General features: G+C 70.1%; 14 protein-coding genes. 8 read left to right on the forward strand and 6 right to left on the reverse strand.

The genetic code is table 11. From position 1 onward, the window contains the following. Positions 1–2: 2 nt before the first annotated feature. Together ACGFNV_RS04970 and ACGFNV_RS04975 are read left to right on the forward strand one after the other, a co-directional pair. Positions 3–827, forward strand: coding sequence for a hypothetical protein (locus ACGFNV_RS04970; RefSeq protein WP_393619391.1), 825 nt, complete (start codon positions 3–5; stop codon positions 825–827). Further along, positions 824–2,185: an alpha/beta hydrolase gene (locus ACGFNV_RS04975; protein ID WP_393619392.1), complete on the forward strand. Its 1,362-nt coding sequence runs from the start codon at positions 824–826 to the stop codon at positions 2,183–2,185. Before ACGFNV_RS04970 ends, ACGFNV_RS04975 begins: the two co-directional genes overlap by 4 nt. Here the strand turns inward: ACGFNV_RS04975 and ACGFNV_RS04980 are convergent. The 3 genes from ACGFNV_RS04980 to ACGFNV_RS04990 form a co-directional block, all read right to left on the reverse strand. Further along, positions 2,174–3,670 carry a family 43 glycosylhydrolase gene (locus ACGFNV_RS04980; RefSeq protein WP_393619394.1) on the reverse strand — a complete coding sequence of 499 codons (1,497 nt, stop codon included), beginning with the start codon at positions 3,668–3,670 and terminating at the stop codon, positions 2,174–2,176. The genes ACGFNV_RS04975 and ACGFNV_RS04980 overlap by 12 nt on opposite strands. Further along, the gene (locus ACGFNV_RS04985) at positions 3,667–6,918 is read right to left on the reverse strand and encodes a discoidin domain-containing protein (RefSeq protein ID WP_393619395.1); all 3,252 of its coding nucleotides are present in this window, start codon (positions 6,916–6,918) and stop codon (positions 3,667–3,669) included. Before ACGFNV_RS04985 ends, ACGFNV_RS04980 begins: the two co-directional genes overlap by 4 nt. A 314-nt stretch (positions 6,919–7,232) precedes the next feature. Then, positions 7,233–8,261, reverse strand: coding sequence for a LacI family DNA-binding transcriptional regulator (locus ACGFNV_RS04990; RefSeq protein ID WP_393619396.1), 1,029 nt, complete (start codon positions 8,259–8,261; stop codon positions 7,233–7,235). 193 nt (positions 8,262–8,454) lie between these two features. On the opposite strand from ACGFNV_RS04990, the gene ACGFNV_RS04995 reads away from it, so the two are divergent. The 6 genes from ACGFNV_RS04995 to ACGFNV_RS05020 are packed head-to-tail and all read left to right on the forward strand — an operon-like array spanning position 8,455 to position 19,994. Beyond that, positions 8,455–9,774: an ABC transporter substrate-binding protein gene (locus tag ACGFNV_RS04995; RefSeq protein WP_393619398.1), complete on the forward strand. Its 1,320-nt coding sequence runs from the start codon at positions 8,455–8,457 to the stop codon at positions 9,772–9,774. Positions 9,775–9,820: 46 nt separating this feature from the next. Then, positions 9,821–10,783 (forward strand): carbohydrate ABC transporter permease, encoded by a 963-nt coding sequence (locus tag ACGFNV_RS05000; protein ID WP_393619399.1) that lies wholly within the window; start codon positions 9,821–9,823, stop codon positions 10,781–10,783. Between the two features lie 29 nt (positions 10,784–10,812). Continuing rightward, complete coding sequence (locus ACGFNV_RS05005; RefSeq protein ID WP_393620033.1) at positions 10,813–11,634, forward strand: carbohydrate ABC transporter permease; 822 nt, start codon at positions 10,813–10,815, stop codon at positions 11,632–11,634. Between the two features lie 52 nt (positions 11,635–11,686). After that, positions 11,687–13,639 carry a glycoside hydrolase family 127 protein gene (locus ACGFNV_RS05010; protein ID WP_393619401.1) on the forward strand — a complete coding sequence of 651 codons (1,953 nt, stop codon included), beginning with the start codon at positions 11,687–11,689 and terminating at the stop codon, positions 13,637–13,639. Continuing rightward, complete coding sequence (locus tag ACGFNV_RS05015; protein ID WP_393619403.1) at positions 13,636–17,784, forward strand: Ig-like domain-containing protein; 4,149 nt, start codon at positions 13,636–13,638, stop codon at positions 17,782–17,784. The genes ACGFNV_RS05010 and ACGFNV_RS05015 overlap by 4 nt, the downstream gene beginning before the upstream one ends. A gap of 53 nt (positions 17,785–17,837) precedes the next feature. Beyond that, positions 17,838–19,994, forward strand: coding sequence for a beta-L-arabinofuranosidase domain-containing protein (locus ACGFNV_RS05020; protein WP_393619405.1), 2,157 nt, complete (start codon positions 17,838–17,840; stop codon positions 19,992–19,994). Positions 19,995–20,066: 72 nt separating this feature from the next. On the opposite strand, the gene ACGFNV_RS05025 is transcribed toward ACGFNV_RS05020, so the two are convergent. The 3 genes from ACGFNV_RS05025 to ACGFNV_RS05035 are packed head-to-tail and all read right to left on the reverse strand — an operon-like array spanning position 20,067 to position 23,183. Then, positions 20,067–21,272: a sugar ABC transporter permease gene (locus ACGFNV_RS05025; RefSeq protein WP_393619407.1), complete on the reverse strand. Its 1,206-nt coding sequence runs from the start codon at positions 21,270–21,272 to the stop codon at positions 20,067–20,069. Beyond that, on the reverse strand, positions 21,269–22,042 hold the full coding sequence (locus ACGFNV_RS05030; protein WP_393619409.1) for an ATP-binding cassette domain-containing protein: 774 nt from the start codon (positions 22,040–22,042) through the stop codon (positions 21,269–21,271). The genes ACGFNV_RS05025 and ACGFNV_RS05030 overlap by 4 nt, the downstream gene beginning before the upstream one ends. Positions 22,043–22,085: 43 nt before the next feature. Next, positions 22,086–23,183: a sugar ABC transporter substrate-binding protein gene (locus ACGFNV_RS05035; RefSeq protein ID WP_393619411.1), complete on the reverse strand. Its 1,098-nt coding sequence runs from the start codon at positions 23,181–23,183 to the stop codon at positions 22,086–22,088. Between the last annotated feature and the right edge of the window lie 59 nt (positions 23,184–23,242).

The following is a 23,242-nucleotide window of genomic DNA, read 5'->3' on the forward strand; positions in this document are numbered from 1 at the left end:
CCATGACACGCATGAGGAAGCTCGCTGCCGCGCTGGTGTCGGCGGCCACGCTGCTTGCGATACCCCCCACCGCCTCTGCCACCCCCACCCCGCGGGAAGCCCCGCACGAGGCCGCGAACCGAGCCCCGAACGGACCCTCCTACGGAACCTTCGCCCGGGAGAACTTCGACCGCCTTCCCCTCGGCCCGGTCACCGCGGGTCGCGGCTGGACCAGCGACACCTCCAACGGTTCGCTGACCGTCGAACGGAGCACCACCGGCCACGGCCGCCAGCTCAGACTCCACACGGAGGGCAACGGCCGCGCCTTCCTCGTCCTGTCCGACCTCGCACCCGCAGGCAACAGCTTCTGGGCCCGGCTGCGGCTGCGCGTGGACCGGCTCCCCATCTCCCCCGACTGGGCCCACTGGACGATGGCGGAGGCCTCCGGCTCCGACACCCCCACGCTGGTACGGCCGTTGGGCGGCCAGTACGCTCCCACCGACCGGGGCAACTTCTGGGGCGTCGGCTCCGACCTGGGCCCCACCGGCGACTGGACCGCCTGGAAGACCTCGGCCCCGGCCACGGCCGGGACCTGGCAGTGCGTCGAGCTCCACCTCGACGCGACCGACAACCGGGTCACCGTCTACATGGACGGCGTGGAGAAGCCCGAGTTGACCGTGTCCACCAAGCAACACGGCGGTACGGCCGACGACTTCGTCTTCCCGCGCTTCGACAAGCTCAAGCTGGGCTGGCAGTTGTACCAGGCCGATCCCACGCCCTCCTCGTACGACCTCCGCATGGACGACGTGGCGCTGAGCAGCAAGCGCGTGGGCGGGTGCGCCCCATGACCGGAGGCCTGCCGCGCAGAGCGGTGCTGGGCGGAATCCTCGGCGGGCTCGCCCTGACGTCCGCGGTGGGCGGCCCCACCGCGGCGGCCGCCGCCGGGCGGGGCCGGGAGCCGTACGTCCCGCTGTCCGTGGGCGCCGGGGGCGGTCCGGTCGGCACGGACCGCGTGCACGTGCTCAAGGTCGGTCCCGACACGGCGCACACGATCCTGGTGCTGGTGCCCGGCATGTTCGGAGCCGCGAACGACTTCCGGCTGCTCGCCCGGGACCTCGTCGCGGCCGTGCCCGGCGTGCAGGTGTGGGCGTTCGACCGGCGCGAGGAGAACCTGGCCGACCGCGCCGGGTTCGCCACCGCCGACCCGGCCGCGTACTACCTGGACGGCCACTACCGCTCGCAGGACCCCGCACGCTCCGCCTTCGCCGCCCGCTGGGGCCTCGCCCGCACCGTGACGGACCTGCGCACGGTCGTGGACGCCGCTTCCCGCGGCGGCCGGCGCCGGGTGGTGCTCGGCGGCCACTCCTGGGGTGCCACCACCGCGCTGGCGTACGCCGCCTGGGACTTCGACGGCCGCCCCGGACACCGGGACCTCGCGGCGCTCGCCCTGGTCGACGGCGGGGTGCGCGGCGCCTTCGACGGGACGGGCGAGCCGGTCCACAACGCACCGGACGAGGTGCGGCAGCGGCTCGCGGCCATCGAGGACGGCGCGGTCTTCGACCTGACCCTGAGCGCGGTCGGCCTGGGCGACCGCGCGGAGAGCACCCAGATCTGGTACCAGCTCGCGGGCTGGTACGCGCACACCGACCCGGACGGCCGCTCGGTCCTGCAACCCCGGATGCCCGAGGCCCTGCGACCGCCGGTGCCCGTCACCAACGCCGCCCTGCTGGGCACCCTGGTGGACACCGGCTTCGGCTGGCCCAACGACATCAGCGTGCACTCGGGACACCTCGCCGACAGCGGTGACGTACGCGGCTGGACCGACACCGGCATCACACCGGTCAGCCGCGTCGCGACGGCGTACGCGGGACCGGAGCCGACCGTCTGGGAGTGGTACTGGCCGGCCCGGCTGTCGGTGGACCTCGACGTCACCGACCCCTACGAGGACACCGCTCTCGCTCGCTCGCTGGGCCTGCGGCTGCTGCACACCGCGGGCCTCGACGTTTCCCTGTACGCCTTCGAGACGAGCTACGCCAAGGGGACGATCGTGTCGGCCGCGCGCGAGGTCGTGGCCAACTCGCGCATCCCGTACGCGCGGTACGAGACGGACAGCGGGATGAACCACCTCGACCCGCTGTTCGCCGCCCCGTCGCACAACACGTTCACCCGAACCCTCGCACCGTTCCTCGCCGGGCTACTCGCCTGAGGGTGCGGGCAGGGTGACTCCGAGGGCCACCGGGGTGCCGAAGTTCGGAGTGCCGTCGGCGTTCCATGTGAACTTCTGCGCCCTGGTGGTGCGGTTCATGTCGCAGCCGCCGCTCGCGGAGTTGTTGGCGTGGTACACCATCCAGTCCTCGGTGCCGTCGGGTGACTTGAAGAAGCCGTTGTGGCCGGGCCCGTACACCCCGTTGGCGTTTGACCGCTGGAACACCGGGTTCGGTGACTTGACCCAGGAGGAGGAGCTGAGCGGGTCGCCGCCGTTGTACGTCAGCATGCCCAGCTTGTAGTCCGGCGTGGAGCAGTGGCTCGCGGAGTAGACGATGAAGGTCTTGCCGTTGCGCTGGAGCACCTCGGCGCCCTCGTTGACCGCGCCGCCCACCGTCTCCCAGCTGTAGGTCGGCGTGGACAGCACGCGCCGGGTGCCGCTGGCGGTCCACGGGTTGGACAGCGGCCGGATGAACATGGGCTGCGAGCCGTTGTAGAACGTGCCGAGCAGGTAGAGCTTGCCGTTCAGCTGCAGGATGCTCGGGTCCAGCTCCCAGGTGTTGTCCTGGGTCGGGTCGAGCAGGTCGGCCTTGAAGGTGTACGGCCCCATCGGGTCCAGACCGGCGCTCTCCAGCACATGGATCCGCTGCGTACCCAGGTCGTACGGCTCCCGCCCGGCCGTGTAGTAGAAGTACCACCGTTTGCCGTTCGGGCCGTCCAGCAGATGGAACTCCGGGGCCCACATGGTGCCCGCCCCGTTGGGCCGGGTCAGGTTGAAGATCACCTGGTCGGTGGCCGTGGCGAGCCCCGCCAGGGTGCCGGCCTTGCGCATGGTGACCGTCGAGTTCCAGGTGGTGGTGGCGAGGTAGTAGTACCCGTCGTAGTACGTCAGCCAGGGGTCGGGCCCGTGCTGGGAGAGCGGGTTGGTGAAGGTCTTCGTGCCCGTGCCGCCGCCGCTGAAGCCGGGCAGCCGCCACACCCTGCCGTTCGCCGTGGCGCACGGCAGCTGCACCAGGTCGGTGTTCGAGGCCGACGAACCGCCGCTCGGCGTCACGCACTTGCCGGAGCTGACGGAGACCAGGTTGAAGGTCTTGTCCGCCCCGCTCACCGACACCGGGGTGAGCCGCCACTGCTGGTTCGTCCCGCCGTGGCAGGGCCACTGGATGACCGCCGCGTCGTCCGCGGTGGACGCGCCGTGGACGTCGACGCACTGACCGGACTGGGTGGTGATCGTGTACGTGTCGCTCGACCCCGACACCGGGGTGAAACCGAAGTTCTGGTTCGCTCCGGAACCGCACGAGAACGCACGCAGCTGCGTCCCGTTGGTCGACGAACTGTTCGGGAGATCCAGGCAGTTGCCGCCGTTCTGGTTCACCCCCGTGGAGGTGAACGTGACGGCCGCGGCAGCGGGGGGCGGCGCCACCAGGAAGGCGACCACCATGGTGAGGGCGCCTATGAGCGCGGACAGACATCTGGAACGAGTCACGGGCCGTACACCTTCGCTTCCAGGAGGCCGACGGAGTTGGTGCCGTTACTGGTGAGAAGCACACGTAGTCGCGTGGTGTCCGTCGCGGTGAACGTGACGGTGTTGTACTGGTTCTTGGCCAGCGGGTAGCCGCTCGCGCCGGGCACGTCGACGTAGGCGCTGCCGTTCCAGTACTGGAGCTTCCACGAGGCGGGCATGTCGATGCCCTCGTCGTCGTCGAAGAAGTACACCTCGGCCTTGTTCATCGTCTTCGCCGACGGCCAGGTCAGCTCGGCCCACTGCTGCCCGGACTCCGGCCAGGTGCCCCAGCGCGGGTTCACCGTGTCGTTGGACGAGGGCGGGTCGATGCCGTCGTTGACCGCGGTCACGCTCTCCCAGGAGGAGGTGTACGACGCGGACGCCGTCGCTGACGTCGCGAGGTTGGCCGGTGGCTGGACGCCACCCCGGTTGAAGACCTTCACCTCGGTCAGACCGGTCTTGGCCCCGGAGGCGTTGGTGGCCAGCACCCGGACGCGCTGGGCGCTGATCGCCGGGAACTGCACCAGGTTGTAGTTGGCCCGCGGAGCCGCCGGACTCTTGGTCTGGCCGGGCACGTTCACCCACGAACTGCCGTCGTAGTACTGGACGGCGTACGCGGACGGAGCGCGGTAGGTGGTGCTCGCCGGGCGGCTGTCCTTGAAGTACAGGCGCACCTCGTTGAGCGTGCGGGCGGTGCCGAAGTTCAGTTCGTACCAGTCCTGGCTGTTGGGGGAGCCGCCGGCGCCCCAGAACGGCTCGTTGGTGGGATACCCGTCGACCGCTCCCGCGGTGGTGCTGCCGGAGCCGGTGTGGGAGGCGGTCACCGTCGCCCCGGAGGCGAGGTTGGTCAGGTCGGCGGTCAGGTCCACGCCCGCCTTGGCGAACATGTCGACCAGACGGGGGTTGTCCTGCACCACCTGGTTGGGCGCCTTGAGGCCGGGGACGGCCGTGTGGTGGGTGACCGTGCCGCTCGTGGTGACGTCACCCGTGGCCGGGTCCCAGGTGAAGGGCACCAAGGAGTTGACGGTGGCGACCCGGGTGCCGTTGACGTAGATCGAGTAGCCCTCCGGGACACCGGGGTAGCGCACCACGCCGTCGGCCGGGTCGTCCCAGACGATGGACAGGTCGGCGCCCCGGTAGCGCAGGTTGTTGACGGTGAAGTGGCTCCAGCCGATGTCGATCGGGGAGAGCTCCACCTTCGCGTCGTTGCGCGGCCGCAGACCGGCCACGTCCTCGATGACGGTCCAGTTGCTGCTGCCGAGGATGTTGTGGTGGATCCAGGAGCGGTAGTCGATCGAGCTGCCGTTCCAGTCCGCCCAGAACTCGTTGGCGTCGGGCCACTGGGTGTTGCCGCCGATGTACTGCGCCCAGGTGTTCCAGTAGAGCAGCTTCTTGTAGTCGGTCGCGCTCATCCAGGAGTTGGGGTAGTTGCGCAGCACCGAGGAGTACAGCCGGAACTGGACGGTGGAGTTGATGGTGGAGAAGTTGTTGGAGCCCGGGTTCCCGGCGTCGGCCGCCGCCTTCTTGTCGACCTGGTTGGCGGTGTAGAAGGGGAAGACCGGGTACTGCGCCGGGTCGTCGAACAGGCGCAGCGCCTGCTTGTAGGTCGCGGTGTTGGGGACGGCGCCGACCGAGAACGGGTAGTAGTTGTTGATCTCCTTCCAGGGCACCCACTCGTTGGTCGACTTCAGCCGGTGCTCGAAGAGCTGCCGGCCCGGGTTCCACAGCACGTTGACGATGGCGTCCTTGATCTGCGTCGCCAGTGTGCGCATCTCGGTGGCCTTGGCCGTGTTGCCGATCGCCTCGTAGGCCTGCGCGGCGGCGAGGGCGCCGCTGTACTGGTAGGCGGACTCGGCGCGGTCCATGTTCCCGGGTTTCCAGTGGAAGGAGACCGCGTCGGCGTCGTTGCCGGTCAGGGCGCCCCAGTCGTACTCGATCAGCTTGTTGTTGTCGTGGTCGTAGTACGCGAGTTGGCCCTTGACGTCACCCTCGGCGTACTTGGCCAGGTTGCCCGCGATGGCCGGCTGGCCGCCGTGGATCTGGTAGCTCTTCCAGGCCGCCTCGGCGATGTACTGGGTGTAGCTGTTGGACCAGTTCTCCGGGTCGCCCGGGTTGTCCAGGAAGCGGCCGCCCTTGGAGGTCTGGCCGACGCTGAGCCAGTCCCCGTACGCGTAGGCCGGGTTGCGCAGGTACTTGAGGTCGTCGATGTGCATGGGCTGGGTGAGCGCGATCGCGTTGTTGTAGCCCAGGACGCCCTCGGTGGAGGTCGGGAACTGGAAGGTCTGCCCGGGGATGTCGGCGTCGAGGTTGTTGAAGCGCATCAGCCACCAGCGGTAGTAGATGTTCTTCTTGATCGCGGGCTCGGGGACGTCGATGTAGGGCACGTTCTGCGCCCACCACAGGTTGTAGGCCTTGACGTGGGTCGCGAACGCGGTCGCGGGGGAGTAGCCCGCGTACGCGTTGTACTCGGTGAGGGACTCGGGGATCTCGTCGGTGACGAAGCCCATCACCACCTTGGTGGTCACCGTGGCTCCGGCCGCGATCGTCACGGAGCGGTTGAGGCCGCCGCTGGAGACGCTGAAACCGTCGCCGGTGAGCCGGGGCCTGATGGTGGTGAGGTTGTTCTTGGCGCTCACCTGCCCGGTGAGTTCACTGCCCGTGCCGGTGGTGGCGTACGGGGAGGTCGCGCGTAGTTGCAGCGTGGTGGAGCTCGTGCCGTTGTTCTTGATCGCCAGGTTGGTCACCGCGACGTTGTTGTCCGTGACGAACTTTGTCTGGTCGACCGTGATCGAGCCGCTGGTGTGGACGCTCTTCCAGTGGCTGGGCACCTGCCGGCGCTGGGCGACCTGCTCGGTGAAGGTGCCGGGGCTGATCGCGACCGTGTAGGCGCTGTTGTCGCTGATGCTCTCCCAGTAGGCGACCTTGCCGCCGAACCCGAGCTTGGAGGGGTCGTGCTCCTTCATGAAGACGGCCCGCCCACGGCTCATCAGCCAGGAGCCGGCCGGGTCGTTGCCGGAGCGGGCGAGCAGGCGGTCCATCCAGAAGTCGGTGCCCGAACTCTCCGCGTCGTAGATGGCCTTCATCATGTCGCCCGTGGTGTGGGCGACGGGCGGTGCCGGGATCGCGGGTCCGCTGAAGCTGGGGAACCCGATGGTCTGTGCCGCGGAGGCGGGGGTGGCGGTGACGGCGGAACAGAGGATGAGCACGAGGGCGACGAGGAGGCGCTTCATGAGGTGCTCCCTCTCCGGTTGACGGCAAGCGGAATGTCATGTGCCTGACATACGTGCGAGGAAACTGACCTGAAAGGTTTTCGCAACGTAGGAGCGAGCTGAGGAAGTGTCAAGAGAGGGCGCGTGAGCCGCCAGGGGGTGTTTCGAAAGTCCTGTGCGGTGCCCGCGGTGTCCGGTGCGTGCTCTCGGTGTGCCGGACGGAAGCCCTCGTACTGGACGTACTTGGGCTTTCGGCCGGTGCGGCGAGAGTGCCTGCCGGGCGCCGTGGGTGCTGTGCGGGACTTTCGAAACGCCCCCTGGGGCCGTTCACGGGTTCAGGAGAGCGGAGCCGTCGACTCCCTGATCACCACGCGGCAGGGCAGCGACTCGACCCCCGAGCGCCGCACCCCCGAGATCGCGGTGAACAACGCGTGCGCGGCGGCCCGTCCGACCTGCTCCAGGTTCATGTCGACGCTGGTCAGCGGCGGGCGGGAGGAGGACGTGAGGACCTGCCAGTTGTCGAAGCCCATCACGGCCACGTCGTCCGGCACCCGGTGCCCGCGCTCGCGCAGGACGTCCATGACACCGCGGGCGATCTGGTCGCTGCCGCACAGCACGGCGTCCACGTCCGGGTGCCGGTCGAGCAGCAGCGCGGTGGCCGCCCGCCCCCAGCCCTCCGACCACGCCCCGAACCGCGGTTCACCGACCAGGGCGAGACCGGCGTCGGCGAGCGCGGCCCGCGCGCCCTCGGCCCGGTCCCGCGCCGCGAGGTAGCCGGGGTCGCCGGTGATGTGCGCGATCCGGGTCCGGCCGCAGGCGAGCAGGTGCTCCACCGCGATCCGGCCGGCGTCGACGTTGTCGGGGACGATGGACAGGTCCGCCGGATCGTCCGAGGGCGCGTACGCGTAGACCACCGGGACGGGCAGTTCGCGGCCGAGCGACGGCCGGGGATCGGTCCGGCTGCCCACCACGATGAGGCCGTCGACCCGGCGTCCGAGCAGCGCGCGGACGTGGTGCTGCTCGCGGATCGCGTCACCGCGGGCGTCGCACAGGAAGACCGCGACCTCGCCCGCGCCGAAGGCATCCTCGGCGCCCATGAGGATCGGGATGCTGAAGCGGCCCTCCAGGTCGCTGGTGAGCAGCCCGACCGTGCCCGTCCGCCCGGCGAGCAGACCACGGGCCAGCTGGTTGGGACGGAACGACAGCCGCTCGGCCGCCTCGATCACCCGCTGCCGGGTCTCGGCACGCACCTGACTGCGGCCGTTGAGCGCCTTGGACGCGGTGGCGATGGACACGCCCGCCAGCCGGGCCACGTCGCCGAGCGTGGCGGGATGCGAACGAGAGGGGCCGGTGGCCTGGGTCATGGGGGGTTCTCCTGTCTCGCGTCGCGTGCGTAAAACCGTACGCGAGAACTTTCGGCCCGAGTGCGTCACTGCCGTTTTCGCTGGTTTCGGTGAGCCGTCTCAAGACGTTCTGTGCAAGGGGATTGACGGGCAGTGAGCGGCGTCCTAGCTTTCAGAAAGCCTTTTCGGTCCATTTCTGTCGAGGGGGATCGTCATGCGGAGCACGACCGGACCACGTGGACGGACACGCGGACTCGTCACGGGCGCCGTCGCGTTACTCGCCGCCGCGAGCCTGGTGACGGCATGCGGGTCGTCGGGGGAGGACGGTTCGGGCGGCGGGGGAGGGGGCAAGGCGGCGGACGCGAAGGGCGTCGACGACGGCAGTACGTTGACGATGTGGACGCGGGCCGCCACCAGACCCCAGAGCGAGGCTCTGGTGAAGGCGTACAACGCCAAGCACAAGAACAAGATCGAGCTCACGGTCATCCCCACCGACGACTACCAGGCCAAGGTCGGAGCCGCCGCCGGCTCCCGCGACCTGCCCGACCTCTTCGCCTCCGACGTGGTGTTCGTCCCGAACTACACCTCCAGCGGTCTCTTCGCCGACCTCACCTCACGCGTCGACGCCCTGCCCTTCGCCGACAAACTGGCCCAGTCGCACATCAAGGCCGGTACCTACGAGGGCAAGAAGTACGTCGTGCCGCACACCCTCGACCTGTCGGTGCTCTTCTACAACAAGGAGCTCTACAAAAAAGCCAGGCTCGACCCCGCGAAACCGCCCACCACCCTGGCCGAATGGGACCAGCAGGCCCGCGCCGTGGACGCGCTCGGCGGCGACGTCAACGGCACCTTCTTCGGCGGCAACTGCGGAGGTTGCGGTGTCTTCACCTGGTGGCCGTCGATCTGGGCCGCGGGCGACGACGTGCTGAACGAGGACGGCACCGAGGCGAAGCTCGACTCCGCCACCGCGAAGAAGGTCTACGACACCTACCGCGGATGGGTGAAGGACGACATCGTCGCCCCCGGCGCGCGCGACGAGACGGGCGCGACCTGGACCGGCATCTTCCCGAAAGGCAAGGTCGGCGTGATGCCCATGCCGTCGACCACCCTGGGCCTGATGCCCAAGGACCTCGACCTCGGCGTGGCCCCCATCCCCGGACCGGACGGCGGCAAGTCCACCTTCGTCGGCGGTGACGCCATCGGCATCGCCGCCACCAGCAAGAAGGCCGACCAGGCCTGGAACTTCCTCGCCTGGTCCCTGGACGACGAGGCACAGGTCGACGTGGTCGCCGCCCACAAGGACGTGGTGGCGCGCACCGACCTGGCGTCCAACAAGTACTCGGCCGCGGACCCGCGCCTGGTCACCATCAACCAGCTCGTCGCCGACGGCCGTACCCCGTACGCGCTGAAGTTCGGGCAGACCTTCAACGACCCCAACGGGCCCTGGCTGAGCCTGATGCGCGACGCGGTCTTCAGCGACGGGGCGTCCCTGGAGAAGGACAACAAGGCGGTCAGCGCGTCGCTGGCCGACTGACCCCGGCCCCGCAAGTCCCTCCCACGTCACACGGCAGAGGAGAGCCATGCAGGTGAAGGCGCCCGACCGAGCGGCCGCCGAGCACCGGGCGCCACCGCGGCGCCCGGCGGACCGCCCCCGTACCTCCGCGGCACGGTGGCGGTCCCGCAAGATCCAGGGGCTCGGATACGCCGCTCCCACGGCCCTGTACGTCGCGGTCTTCTTCCTGCTGCCCCTGCTGCTCGTCGGGCAGATGTCGCTCAGCGACTGGCCGCTGCTCGCGGGCGACCGGGGCGGCAACGCCCCCGAGAACTACACCGACATCACCGACAGCACCCTGTTCTGGCCCGCCGTCCGCTTCACCCTCCTGTACACCGTCATCGTCACGGTCGTCCTGCTCGGTCTGGCGCTCCTGCTCGCCCTGCTGGTGCAGGAGTCCCGCCCCGGCGCCGGTTTCTTCCGCACGGTCTACTTCCTGCCCGGCGCCCTCGGGCTGGCCTCCGCCTCCCTGCTGTTCTGGGGCCTGTACAGCCCCACCACCGGCCCCCTCAGCAGCGCCCTGGAGAAACTCGGCCTCGTCGACGATCCGGTGTCGTTCCTCGGCACGCCGACGTCCGCGCTGCTGTCGACGGTGTTCCTCGTCGTCTGGAAGTTCGCCGGTTTCTACATGCTGATCCTGCTCGTGGGCCTCCAGCGCATCCCCCACGAGGTGTACGAGGCCGCCCGCATGGACGGCGCGAGCCGCGCCCAGATCTTCCGCTCCATCACGCTGCCCCTGCTGCGGCCGTCGCTCGCGCTGTCCCTGCTGCTCTGCGTGACCGGATCCCTGCTCGCGTTCGACCAGTTCTTCGTCCTCACCAAGGGCGGACCGGACAACAGCACCGTCACCGTCGTGCAGTTGATCTACCGCGAGGCCTTCCAGCGGCTGAACCTCGGCACCGCGGCGGCCCTGTCGATCCTGGTGCTGGGCGCGCTGCTCCTGCTCAACGTGCTGCAGTTCCGCGGTCTGCGCCGCGACGCCGAGTCATGACGCCCACCACCACAGGAAGGGACACCACGGTGCTCACCCGCGCCCTCGGCCGGACGCCCTACTACGTCGTCGCCGGAGGTCTGGCCGTCATCTTCCTCTTCCCGCTGCTGTGGAACGCCTGGGCCTCGGTCAGCGCCCAGCCCGGCACCGCCCAGGACTCCGGCTACGGCCTCGGCAACTACCGCACCCTGCTCGACTACGACGCCGGCCTGTGGCGCTACCTCCTCAACAGCACCGTCGTCTCGGCCCTCACCGTGGCCCTGACCCTCGGGGTGTCACTGCTCGGCGGCTACGCCTTCGCCCGCTTCGACTTCCCCGGCAAGAACCTGCTGTTCCTGCTGACCCTGGCCATCCTCATGGTCCCGTACGCCACGCTCCTCATCCCGCTCTACGTCCTGCTCGGCAGGCTCCACCTGCAGAACTCGCTGATCGGGCTGAGCCTCGTCCTGGCCATGTTCCAACTGCCGTTCGCCACCTTCATGATGCGGATCTCCTTCGAGGCGGTACCGCGCGAGCTGGAGGAGTCGGCGCTCGTCGACGGCTGCGGCACGGCGGGCGCACTGCGCCGCATCCTGCTCCCGGCGGTGCGACCGGGGCTGATCACCGTGGGGCTCTTCGCCTTCCTCGCGGCCTGGAACGACTTCATCGCACCCCTGATCCTCATCTCCGACAGCGCGAAGGCACCCCTGCCGCTGGCCGTCGCGAACCTGCGCCAGCAGAGCATGGGTGCCGTCGACTACGGCGCCACCGAGGCGGGCGTGGTGGTCCTCGGCGTGCCCTGCCTCCTGCTCTTCCTGCTGCTGCAACGGCACTACGTACGGGGCTTCATGTCGGGCGCGCTCAAGGGCTGAGGCATCCGTCCACACACCGATCACTGAAGGGACGTACCGAAGGCATGAACTGGTGAGGGAGAACACGGCGCGGTCATCCGTCCTGCCGGTGGCGCCGAGCCGGGGACGGCTGCGGCCGCTGGGGCTCGACGAGGTCAGGATCACCGGGGGCTTCTGGGACCGGCGCCGCGAGGTCAACGCGACCGCCACACTCGACCACTGCCGGGACTGGATGGAACGCGTCGGCTGGATCGGCAACTTCCCCGCCGCCGTCGAGGGCCGTGTCCACCGGGACCGGCGCGGCCGGGAGTTCGCCGACTCCGACGTCTACAAGCTGCTCGAAGCCATGGCCTGGGCGGCAGGCTCCGGTGCCGACCCCGCGCTCGACACACAGATCGCCGCACTCACCGAGACCATCGCTCCCGCCCAGGAGGCCGACGGCTACCTCAACACCGCCTTCGGCCACCCCGGCCAGCAGCCCCGCTACAGCGACCTCGAATGGGGCCACGAGCTGTACTGCTACGGCCACCTGATCCAAGCGGGCGTGGCCCAGACGCGGGCCCGCGGCGAGGGTGAGCTGGCGAAGATCGCCCGCCGGGCCGCGGACCACGTGTGCGCCACCTTCGGCCCGGGCGGCATCGAGGGCGTCTGCGGACATCCCGAGATCGAGACGGCCCTGGTCGAGCTGGCCAGGGCGACGGGCGAGCAGCGCTACCTCGACCAGGCCGCGCTCTTCGTCACCCGCCGCGGACACCGCACGCTCGCCGACATCGAGTTCGGCCGCGCCTACTTCCAGGACGACGTGCCCGTCCGCGACGCCACCGTCCTGCGCGGGCACGCCGTCCGCGCCCTCTACCTCGCCGCCGGCGCCGTCGACGTGGCCGTCGAGACCGGCGACGAGGACCTGCTCGCCGCGGTCGAACGGCAGTGGGAGGCAACGGTCGCCCGCCGTACCTACCTGACCGGGGGCATGGGTTCGCACCACCGCGACGAGTCCTTCGGCGACGACTTCGTGCTGCCGCCCGACCGGGCCTACTCGGAGACCTGCGCCGGCGTCGCCTCCGTGATGCTCAGCTGGCGGCTGCTGCTCGCCACCGGCGACCCGCGCTACGCCGACCTCGCCGAACGCACCCTGTTCAACGTGGTCGCGACCTCCCCGTCCGACGACGGCCGGGCCTTCTTCTACGCCAACACCCTCCACCGGCGCCGCCGCGGCACGGTGCCGCCGCTCGACGCCGAGAGCCCGCGCGCCGAGTCGAGCCTGCGCGCCCCCTGGTTCGCGGTGTCCTGCTGCCCGACCAACGTGGCCCGGACGCTGGCCGCGCTGCCCGCGTATGTGGCGACGGCGGACGACGACGGCATCCAACTGCACCAGTACGCCGACGCGGAGATCGCCACCTCTCTCGCCTCGGGCCGGGCCGTCGCACTGCGGGTCCGCACCGACTACCCGTCCGGCGGCAGCGTGACCGTACGGATCGGCCGGTCCCCGGACCACCCGTGGACCCTGTCCCTGCGCGTCCCCGCGTGGACGCGGGGTGCCACCGCCTGGCTGGTCGACCCGGACGGCGTACGCCGTCCCGTCGCGCCGGGCACGGCCGAGGTCACCCGGGTCTTCCGGTCCGGCGACGAGGTCCGGCTCGAACTGCCCATGACACCGCGCTGGATCGGCGCCGATCCGCGTGTCGACGCGGTGCGCGGCACGCTCGCCGTCCAACGGGGGCCGCTGGTGTACTGCGCGGAGTCGGTGGACCTGCCGGGCGGGCACGACGTCGACGTCGTACGGGTGGATCCGTCCGCCGAGCCGGAGGACGGGCCGGACGACACCGTTGTCGTGCCGGGAGAACTCGCCGTACCGGGCCCGCGGCACGACGCCCCGTGGCCGTACGGAACGACCGACGAGGACCTCGCACCTTCAGCCGACCGTGAGCGGATCGTCCTCGTGCCCTACCACTCCTGGGCGAACCGAGGCCCCTCGACGATGCGGGTGTGGCTGCCGACGACAAGGCCTGACGGGAGGTCGTCATGAGCTGGTCGTGGAGAAGACGGCGCCACCGCGCCACCCTGGCCGGAGCGCTGGCCCTGGGGCTGCTGGCCACGCTCGCCGCCGCCACGCCCGCAGCGGCGGACAACGCGGACATCGGCTACCCGGTGTACTCCGGATCGGCCCATCCCGTACCGGAGTTGCCGGCCGGATTCAGCACCCGCCGCACCCTGCGCGCCCAGTTCGAGGCCGACCGGAAGGCCGGGAACGGCACCGACTTCTGGATGGACCGGATGCTGGCCCGCAAGGGTGAGGACCCGGCGGGGGACTGGCTGTTCACCCGGGGCCGGGCGGTGTTCATGAAGGAACACGAGCCCTCCCGGCTCGGGTTCGGCGGCAAGGTCGCGTACTGGGAGAGCATCGACAACCGATCCGCGTACACCGTCGACCTGGCCGTGGACGGTGAGAACCTGACGCTCCGGGAGAACACCGACGCCCGTACGCAGACGCCCAGTTACTGGCGCAGCGAGTTAACCCACGAGGCCACCGGCCTGAAGGTCACGCAGACCAAGTTCATCACCGACGCCGACGTGGCCGTGACGAACCTGGCCGTCACCAACACCGGTTCCGCGCGCCGCACGGTGACGCTGCGGGCCTCGTCCCCGTACACCACGACCGCCGAAGGCCGTGAACTCACCGGTACGGTCGCCGCGAAGAACAACCTCACCACCGTCTTCCCCCGGCTCGGCGGCGACGGCTTCGCCCCCGACAGCCAGGGCGAGTCCCTGACGCGCACCCTCACCGTGCCCGCGGGCCGCACGCTCACCACCAAGGTCCAACTCGGCTTCGTCACCGAGGAGATCGCCCGCTCGCGCACGGAGTACGCCGCCGTGCGCACCGCGAGTCCGGCGGCCGCCTTCCGCAACCACGTACAGACGTACAACCGTTGGTGGGCGGAGAACCTGCCCTACCTCGACGTGCCCGACGACAACATCGAGAAGACGCTCTACTACCGCTGGTGGCTGCTGCGTTACAACTACCTCGACGCCGACATCCCGGGCAACGACTACCAGTTCCCCACCTCGATGGAGGGCGTGCTCGGCTACGACAACGCCATCGCGCTGACCGTCGGCATGTTCGTCGACGACCTCAAGTACCTGCGTGACCCTAGCTACGGGTACGGCCCGTGGGTGTCGGCCGGAGAGGTGTCGAAGAGCGGCAAGTACACCGACAACCCGGGCGACCCGGAGAACTGGTCCAACAGCTACACCCAGTACATCTCCGAGGCGGCCTGGCGCTCCTACCAGGTGCACGGCGGGCCGGACGGCATCGCGCGCAACCTCGCGCGGTACGCGGAGAAGGACGTCCGGGGCCAGCTGGAGAGCTACGACCACGACGGCAACGGGCTGATCGAGTACGACTGGGGCGCCATGACCGGCAACGACGCCGACGCGGTGTCGTTCCACTGGAAGCCGGGCAACCTCGACCGCACCGAGTCGGCGTACGTCTACAGCAACGCCCTGGCGGCGGCCCGCGCCTACGACCTGATCGGTGAGCGCGCGAAGGCCGACGAGATGCGCGGGATCGCGAAGCGGGTCAAGGACGCGGTCCTGAAGTACCTGTGGGACCCGAAGGACAAGCTGCTCAAGCACCGGCACGTGGCCAGCGACACGCTGGTGCCCTGGAAGGAGATCAACAACTACTACCCGTACAGCGTGGGCCTGATGCCCACGCCGGACGAGGACCCCCAGTACCTCGAGGCCCTGCGGCTGTGGGCGGACGACAAGCAGTACCCGGTCTTCCCCTTCTACACGGCGAACCAGGCCGACAAGGCGGAGGCGGCGGAGCAGGGGTACCCGGGGAGCAACAACTTCTCCGTCATCAACTCCACCGTTACCTTCCGCTTCCTCTCCTCGGTGCTGCGGAAGTACCCGAACAGATACATCGACAACAGCTGGTACAAGAAGCTGCTCTCCTGGAACGCCTGGTCCCACTATGTCGACGGTGACAACCGGTGGCCCGACCAGAACGAGTTCTGGGCCGACGGAAGCGCCGACCCGCAGAAGATCGGCTACCGCTCCTGGATCCACCACACGATCCTCGGCACCACCAACTGGACCGTGATCGAGGACGCCATGGGCTTCCGACCGCGCGACGACCGGAAGATCGAGCTGTCGCCGATCGACATCGACTGGTCCCACTTCGCCGCCACCGACATCAACTACCGCGGCACCGACGTGGCCGTGCTGTGGGACGAACCGGGCGACGGGAAACGGCCCTACGGCAAGCAGGTCCCCGAGGGGTACTCCCTCTACCTCGACGGGAAGCTCGCCCTCACCGCCGACCGCCTCACCCACCTCGTCTACGACCCCGTCACCCGCAAGGTCACCTTCCCCGACGGGGGAGGAGCGAAGGCCCGAACGACCGGTCTGCGGACGACCGTCGCCGAGCCGCAGGACGTCGAGTACGGCCCCAAGGACCGCGTCACCGACCTGTTCGCCAAGGCGGGCCGCGATCTGACCGGCAAGGCGAAGCAGAACCTCGCCGCCGGCGCCGGCGCCCGAGCCTCCCACGAGGCACCGGGCAGAGGAGCGGCGGGAGCGGTCGACGGCTTCACCGTCAACGAGCCGTTCTGGGGCGCCCGCGGGTCGGGCAACGCCGAGGACTGGTACGAGATCGACTTCGGGAAACCGCGCCAGGTCGACGACGTCCGGCTCTACTTCTACAGCGACAAGAAGCCGGGCGGATACGCCGAACCCGCCCTCTACACCGTGCAGTACCAGGACGGCGGCGGGCAGTGGAAGGACGTGGCCGGACCGGTCAAGGCACCGGTGAATCCGAGGGCCAACCTCAACGAGGCGCGCTTCAAGAAGGTGACCACCGAGAAGCTGCGGGTGCTGATGCGCCACCGCGACGGTCACACCAGTGGGCTGAAGGAGATCCAGGCGTTCGCCACCGGCGTCCGGCCCCCGGCGGCCCGCAACCACGCGCCCTACGTCGAGGCCTGGCGCGACACCACCTACAGCCGCCCCGGCCAGGTCCGGCTGACGGGGATCGTCGAGGACGACGGGCTGCCGGCGCGGAAGCTGTCCTCCTCGTGGAAGATGGCGGACGGCCCGGAGGGCGGCACCGTCATCCTCGACACGCCGAACGCCCCGACCACCGTCGCCCGCTTCACCGAGCCGGGCACCTACACCCTCGAACTCACCGCCACCGACGGCGCGTCGCGATCGTCGAAGAAGGTCGTGGTCAAGGCGGAGGGAGTCTCCGACGGCCGGGTCAACGTGGCCCCGTCCGCGACGCCCACGGCGTCCTACACCTCGGGCTGGGAGTCGGTCGCGGCGATCAACGACGGCCGTGAACCGGCCTCGTCCTCCGACGCGCCGCGCTGGGGCAGCTGGCCCCAGAAGGGCACCCAGTGGGTCCAGTACACCTGGGACGAACCCGTCCGCGTGGACGGATCCGACCTGTACTTCTTCCGCGACGCCCAGCCCGGCGCGGACGACGGCGTCGGCGTCCCCGCCTCCTGGGTCATCGAGTACCGCGACGGCGACACCTGGCGCGAGGTCGCCGCACCCAGCGACTACGGCACCGCGGAGGACCGCTACAACCGGACCACCTTCACACCCGTCACCACGACCGCCCTGCGCGCCCGGATGACCGGACACCCGAACCTGGCCCTCGGTGTGCAGGAGTGGAAGGTGTACGCGGAGACACCGGAGTCCGTGCGCGAGGTCCACGTGCCCACCCCGCGCGGCAGGATCCCCCAACTGCCGCCTGAGGTCACGCTGGTGTACCCGGACGGCTCGACGGCCCGCTCGCCCGTGGCCTGGCCCGCCCTCACCGAGGGACAGGTCGCCGAGGGCGGCACCAGCGTACGGATCACCGGGCTCGCCGACCGGGCCGCGCGGCCCGTCACCGCGACCGTGTGGGTGCGCCAGACCGACGCCGTCGAGATCACCAGCCTCGCCGAGGAGCGGATCACCACCCGGCCCGGCCGGGCACCGACGCTTCCACCGACCGTCGTCGCCACCTACAACGACGGCTCGAAGGACAGCGGGGTCTCCGTGACCTGGGACCCCGTGGATCCCGACCAGTACGCGCGTCCCGGGACCTTCGAGGTGAAGGGAACCGTGGCGGGCACCACCTACCGCGCCACGGCCACCGTCACCGTGACCGCCGCCCCATGATGTCGCCCCACGACCGCCCATGCCCGCCGACGACCCACGATCGGAGCCCGAGCATGTCCCAACCCCCCACCCGCCGCCGTCTGTTGAGCCTCGCCGCCGGTACCGCCGCTGCCGTCCCCCTCATTCACACGACCACCGCGGCCGCCGCAGCGCACACAGCCCCGGCCCTGCCGACCGCCGTCCCGCCCGCCGCCGCTCCCACCCCTCCCACCTGGGCCGTACGCCCCTTCGCTCTCGACCAGGTGACCCTCGGCGAGAGCGTCTTCCGCCGCAAGCGCGACCTGATGCTCGACTACGCCCGGGCCTACCCGGCCGACCGCATCCTGGCCGTCTTCCGCGCCAACGCCGGGCTCGACACCCGAGGCGCCCGGCCGCCCGGCGGCTGGGAGACCTCCGACGGCAACCTCCGCGGCCACTTCGGCGGGCACTTCCTCACCCTCGTCGCCCAGGCGTACGCCGACACCCGCGAGGCCGCGCTCAAGACCAAGCTCGACTACCTGGTCACCGCGCTCGGCGAGTGCCAGCAGGCCCTGGCCGACCACGGCTCGCCGAAACCGAGCCACCCCGGCTTCCTGGCGGCGTACCCGGAGACACAGTTCATCCTGCTGGAGAGCTACACGACGTACCCCACCATCTGGGCGCCGTACTACACCTGCCACAAGATCATGCGCGGGCTCCTCGACGCCCACACGCTGGGCGGGAACGCGCAGGCGCTGACCATCGCCGCCAAGATGGGCGACTGGGTGCACAGCAGGCTCGGCCGGCTGCCGGAGGAGCAGCTGGAGCGCATGTGGTCGATCTACATCGCGGGTGAGTACGGCGGGATGAACGAGGTGCTGGCGGACCTGTACGCCCTCACCGGGCGGGCGGAGCACCTCGCGGCCGCCCGCTGCTTCGACAACACCGCCCTGCTGGACGCCTGCGCCGAGGACCGCGACATCCTGAACGGCCGGCACGCCAACCAGCACATCCCCCAGTTCACCGGATACAGGCGGCTGTCCGACCACACGGGGGAGGAGAAGTACGCCGACGCGGCCCGCAACTTCTGGGGGATGGTCGTGAACCCCCGGATGTACAGCCTGGGCGGCACGGGACAGGGGGAGATGTTCCGGGCCCGGGGGGCCATCGCCGCCACCCTGGGCGACAACAACGCCGAGACCTGCGCGACGTACAACATGCTCAAGCTGAGCCGCCAGCTGTTCTTCCACGAGCCGGACCCCGCGTACATGGACTACTACGAGCGGGGCCTGACCAACCACATCCTCGCCTCCCGCCGGGACGCCCCCAGTACGACCAGCCCGGAGGTCACCTACTTCGTCGGCATGGGCCCGGGGGTGGTGCGGGAGTACGACAACACCGGCACCTGCTGCGGCGGCACCGGCATGGAGAACCACACCAAGTACCAGGACTCGGTCTACTTCCGCTCCGCCGACGGCACCGCGCTGTACGTCAACCTCTACCTGGCCTCGACGCTGCGCTGGGCGGAGCGGGGCTTCGTCATCGAGCAGACGAGCGACTACCCGGCCGAGGGCGTCCGCACGCTGACCTTCCGCGAGGGCGGCGGGACCCTCGACCTGAAGCTCCGGGTGCCGTCCTGGGCCACGGCAGGCTTTACCGTCACGGTCAACGGGGTCCGGCAGCGCGTCGCGGCGGTGCCCGGCAGCTACCTCACCCTGAGCAGGAGCTGGCGGCGCGGCGACCGGGTCGCGATCTCCGCCCCGTACCGCCTGCGTATCGAACAGGCCCTGGACGATCCCACCGTCCAGTCGGTGTTCTACGGGCCGGTCCTGCTGGTGGCCCGGAGCCCGGAGACCGGGTTCCGCTCGTTCTCCTTCTACAAGGACTTCACTCTCCGGGGCGATCTCGCCGACTCGATCCGCCCCGAGAGCCGCCCGCTGCACTTCACCACGCACGGACTGACCCTCGCCCCGTTCCACATCGCGGACGACACCCGCTACCACGCCTACTTCAAGCGCTCCGAGCCCGTCGTCGTGTTCGGCACGACCGACTCGGGCGTACCGAACCGTGCCGGCGCCGACGGTCCGACCTTCCTCGACGTGCTCTGGGCGCAGGCTCCGTTCTCGACCTCCGGCCGTTTCGTGCGGGCGGTGCGCACCCTCGCCGACACCTGGCTGTCCGAGGGGCGGTTCACCCGCGCCGAACGGGACCGCGTCGTCGCGGCCGCGGTCGGCGCGAACCTGAGGCATTGAGGCATTGCCGAGCCGGCGCCCGGGGCCCTTCGGGGCCCCGGGCGCGCCTGTCGCCACGGGTGAACGACGTTCTCACGCCCGCCCGTGTGCCTCGTGCGAGCGACGCGACAGCGAGTCGATCACCACCGCGGCGAAGAGCACTCCTCCCGTGATCATGAACTGGACGGCGGCGGGCGTGTCCGTGATCGCCATGCCCGACGCGATCGACTGGATGACCAGCATGCCGAGCACCGCCGACCAGGTCGTGCCACGCCCCCCGAACAGACTGGTGCCACCGATGACGGCCGCCGCGATGGCGTTGAGCAGCAGCACACCCGACCCCGAACTCTGGCTCACCGAGGTGATGCGGGACGCCAGGAAAAGGCCGCCGACCGCCGCCATGGTGCCCGAGATCGCCAGCACCGCGGTCTGCACCCGCGTCACGCTGAGGCTGGCCCGTCGTGCCGCCTCCACGCCCCCGCCGAGGGCGTAGACCTGCCGTCCGTAGTGCGTGCGGCGCAGGAGGATGTCGAGGCCGGCCACCACCACGAGGAAGATCAGCAGAGCGAGCGGCAGTCCCTGGAAACGGTTGAGCACATACGCGGCGGCGAACGCGATCACCGCGAGGATCCCCGTGCGCACCAGGATGCTCCGCAGCGTGCGGTGCGGCATACCCACGGCCTGGCGACGCCGCCGGTCCTGGTACGACACGAGGAACACCAGGCCCGCGCCGACCGTCGCCACGCCGTACGCGGCGGCGTCGTTGGTGAAGTAGTGGCTGGTCAGCTCGGCGACCAGGCCGTTCTCGTCGAGGTTGACGGTGCCGCTGGTGCCGAGGATGGAGAGCATGAGGCCGTTCCAGGTGAGCAGCCCCGCGAGGGTGACGACGAACGCCGGCACCCGAGTGCGCGCGAAGGAGTAGCCCTGGACGGTCCCCGCGACGGTTCCCGCGAGCACCGCCACGACGAGGGCCAGCCACTCCGGCACGCCGTTGTTCACGTTCAGCACCGCGAAGACGGCCGCCGCCAGTCCGCTGATCGAGCCGACCGACAGGTCGAGCTCGCCGAGCAGCAGCACGAAGACGATGCCGACGGCGATGAGCCCCGTGCCCACGATGTCCACGCTGAGATTGGACAGGTTGCGCGGTGAGAGGAAGTTCGAGTTGAGGGACTGGAAGACGATCCAGATCGCGACGAGGACGAGGACGACGGGCAGGGAACCCAGCTCACCGGCGCTCAGCTTGCGCCGGAAGACGGCGACCCAGCCCTCCACGGCCCGGGCGAAGCGCTTCCCTTTCACCACCCCGCCTCCCGGGGGACCATTCGGCGGGGCACGTTCTCGGTGGCGCCCGTGATGGAGGAGATGATCTGTTCCTGGGACGCGGTGTTCACGTCGAAGAAGCCGTTGTTGCGCCCGAGCCGCAGTACGGCGGCCCGGTCCGCGAGCGCCTTGACGTCGCCCATGTTGTGGCTGATGAGCAGCACCCCCAGGCCGCGCTCACGCAACTGGTCGACGAGGTCGAGGACCTCGCCGGTCTGCTCGATGCCCAGCGACGCGGTCGGTTCGTCCAGAAGGAGGACGCGCGGCTCGCCGAGGAGCGAACGGGCGATGGCGACCGTCTGTCTCTGACCGCCGGAGAGGGACACGACGGGGGCCCGCAGGTCGGGGATGCCCCTGGTCAGCCTTTTGACCAGGTCCATGGAGCGGCGCTCCATCTCCACCTCGTCGAGGAACCCGTACCGGCGGATCTCCCTTCCGAGGAACAGGTTGCCGACGACGTCGAGGTTCCCGCACAGCGCGAGGTCCTGGTAGACCGTGGCGATGCCGAGGTCACGGGCGTCGTGGGGACGCCTGATGTGGACCGGCCGGCCCTCCCACTCGATCACGCCCCGGTCCGCGGGCGTCACCCCGGAGATCACCTTGACCAGGGTGGACTTGCCGGCCCCGTTGTCGCCCAGCAGTGCGACGACCTGGCCGGCGTGGATCTCCAGCTCTATGTCCGTGAGGACGTCGACGACGCCGAAGCGCTTGCACACCCCGCGCAGCGCCAGCAAGGGGGGACTCGGCACGGAACCATCTCCTTCCCGGGCCCCGGAGCGCGGGACCGCCCTGTCAGGTCAGTCCGGCCTTGGCGCAGGCGGCCTCGAGCTGGGGGACGCAGACCTGCTGGACCGTGTACACGCCGTCCTTCACCACGGTGTCCTTGATGTTGTCGACGGTCACGGACACCGGGGCGAGCATGACGGCCGGTACCAGTTTCCCGTCGTCGGCCGTCACCTTGTCGTCCGCGACACGGTCGAGGTTCTCGTCACGGGCCGCGGCCACGGCCAGGGCGGCGCCGCCGGCGGCCTCGGGGGCGAAGGGCTTGTAGACGGTCATGTACTGGTCGCCGGCGAGGATGCGCCGCACCGCTCCCAGTTCGGCGTCCTGTCCGGTGACCGGGGGCAGCGGGCTGACCTTGTTCGCCCTGAGGGCGGAGATGCTCCCGGCGGCGAGGCCGTCGTTGGCGGCGTAGACGCCGTGGATGTTGCCGGCACCGAGGGCGGAGATGGCGCCGGACATGTTCGTGTTCGCGTTCTCCGTCCTCCACTGCAGGGTGTCGAAGGCCTTCCCGATCTTCACCTTGCCCTGGAGCACGGACAGCGCGCCCTTCTTGAACGACACCGCGTTGGGATCGCTGGGATCGCCGTTCATCATGACGATCTGCCGGTCGTCCCCGCTGTCCGGGTCGTCTCCCATGGCCTTCAGCAGCGCCCCGCCCTGGAGCCTGCCGACCTCCTCGCCGTCGAACGAGACATAGCCCGCGATGGGGCCCTGGGCCATGCGGTCGTAGGAGATCACGGGGATGCCCGCCTGGTCCGCCTTCGTGACGGCGGGGCCGAGCGAGCGGGCGTCCACGGCGACGAGCACGATGGCGTCGACGCCCTTGGTGATCATGGAGTCCATCTGTTCCTGCTGGAGGGCCACGTCGTTCTTGGCGTTGGCGTGCTCGACCTGGCAGTCGGCGCACAGTTTCTCGATCTCCTTCTCCAGCAGGGGCCTGTCCTGAGTCTCCCAGCGGGCCGTGGTGGCGTCCGGCAGCAGCAGACCGATCGTCGGCGGGTCCCCTCCGACGGAGTCGTTCGAGCCGCCCGCCCCGCAGGCCGCGAGCGTGACCGCCGTCGAGACCGCGACCATCATGAGCGCCGCGTCCCGTATGCAGGCCTTCATGTGCGGGACCTCCCTTGTCCGCCGGCGCGGTGCGGGGGTGGAACGGCGCGCGCGCAACG

This window comes from Streptomyces sp. NPDC048751 (genome assembly GCF_043198595.1).
Classification (GTDB): Bacteria; Actinomycetota; Actinomycetes; order Streptomycetales; family Streptomycetaceae; genus Streptomyces.

Excerpts from the sequence above, each read along its gene's own strand:
- ACGFNV_RS04995 (WP_393619398.1), top strand. The coding sequence starts at position 8,455 with ATGCGGAGCACGACCGGACCACGTGGACGGACACGCGGACTCGTCACG.
- ACGFNV_RS04990 (WP_393619396.1), bottom strand. The coding sequence starts at position 8,261 with ATGACCCAGGCCACCGGCCCCTCTCGTTCGCATCCCGCCACGCTCGGC.
- ACGFNV_RS05020 (WP_393619405.1), top strand. The coding sequence starts at position 17,838 with ATGTCCCAACCCCCCACCCGCCGCCGTCTGTTGAGCCTCGCCGCCGGT.
- ACGFNV_RS04970 (WP_393619391.1), top strand. The coding sequence starts at position 3 with ATGACACGCATGAGGAAGCTCGCTGCCGCGCTGGTGTCGGCGGCCACG.
- ACGFNV_RS04975 (WP_393619392.1), top strand. The coding sequence starts at position 824 with ATGACCGGAGGCCTGCCGCGCAGAGCGGTGCTGGGCGGAATCCTCGGC.
- ACGFNV_RS05035 (WP_393619411.1), bottom strand. The coding sequence starts at position 23,183 with ATGAAGGCCTGCATACGGGACGCGGCGCTCATGATGGTCGCGGTCTCG.
- ACGFNV_RS04985 (WP_393619395.1), bottom strand. The coding sequence starts at position 6,918 with ATGAAGCGCCTCCTCGTCGCCCTCGTGCTCATCCTCTGTTCCGCCGTC.
- ACGFNV_RS05000 (WP_393619399.1), top strand. The coding sequence starts at position 9,821 with ATGCAGGTGAAGGCGCCCGACCGAGCGGCCGCCGAGCACCGGGCGCCA.
- ACGFNV_RS05015 (WP_393619403.1), top strand. The coding sequence starts at position 13,636 with ATGAGCTGGTCGTGGAGAAGACGGCGCCACCGCGCCACCCTGGCCGGA.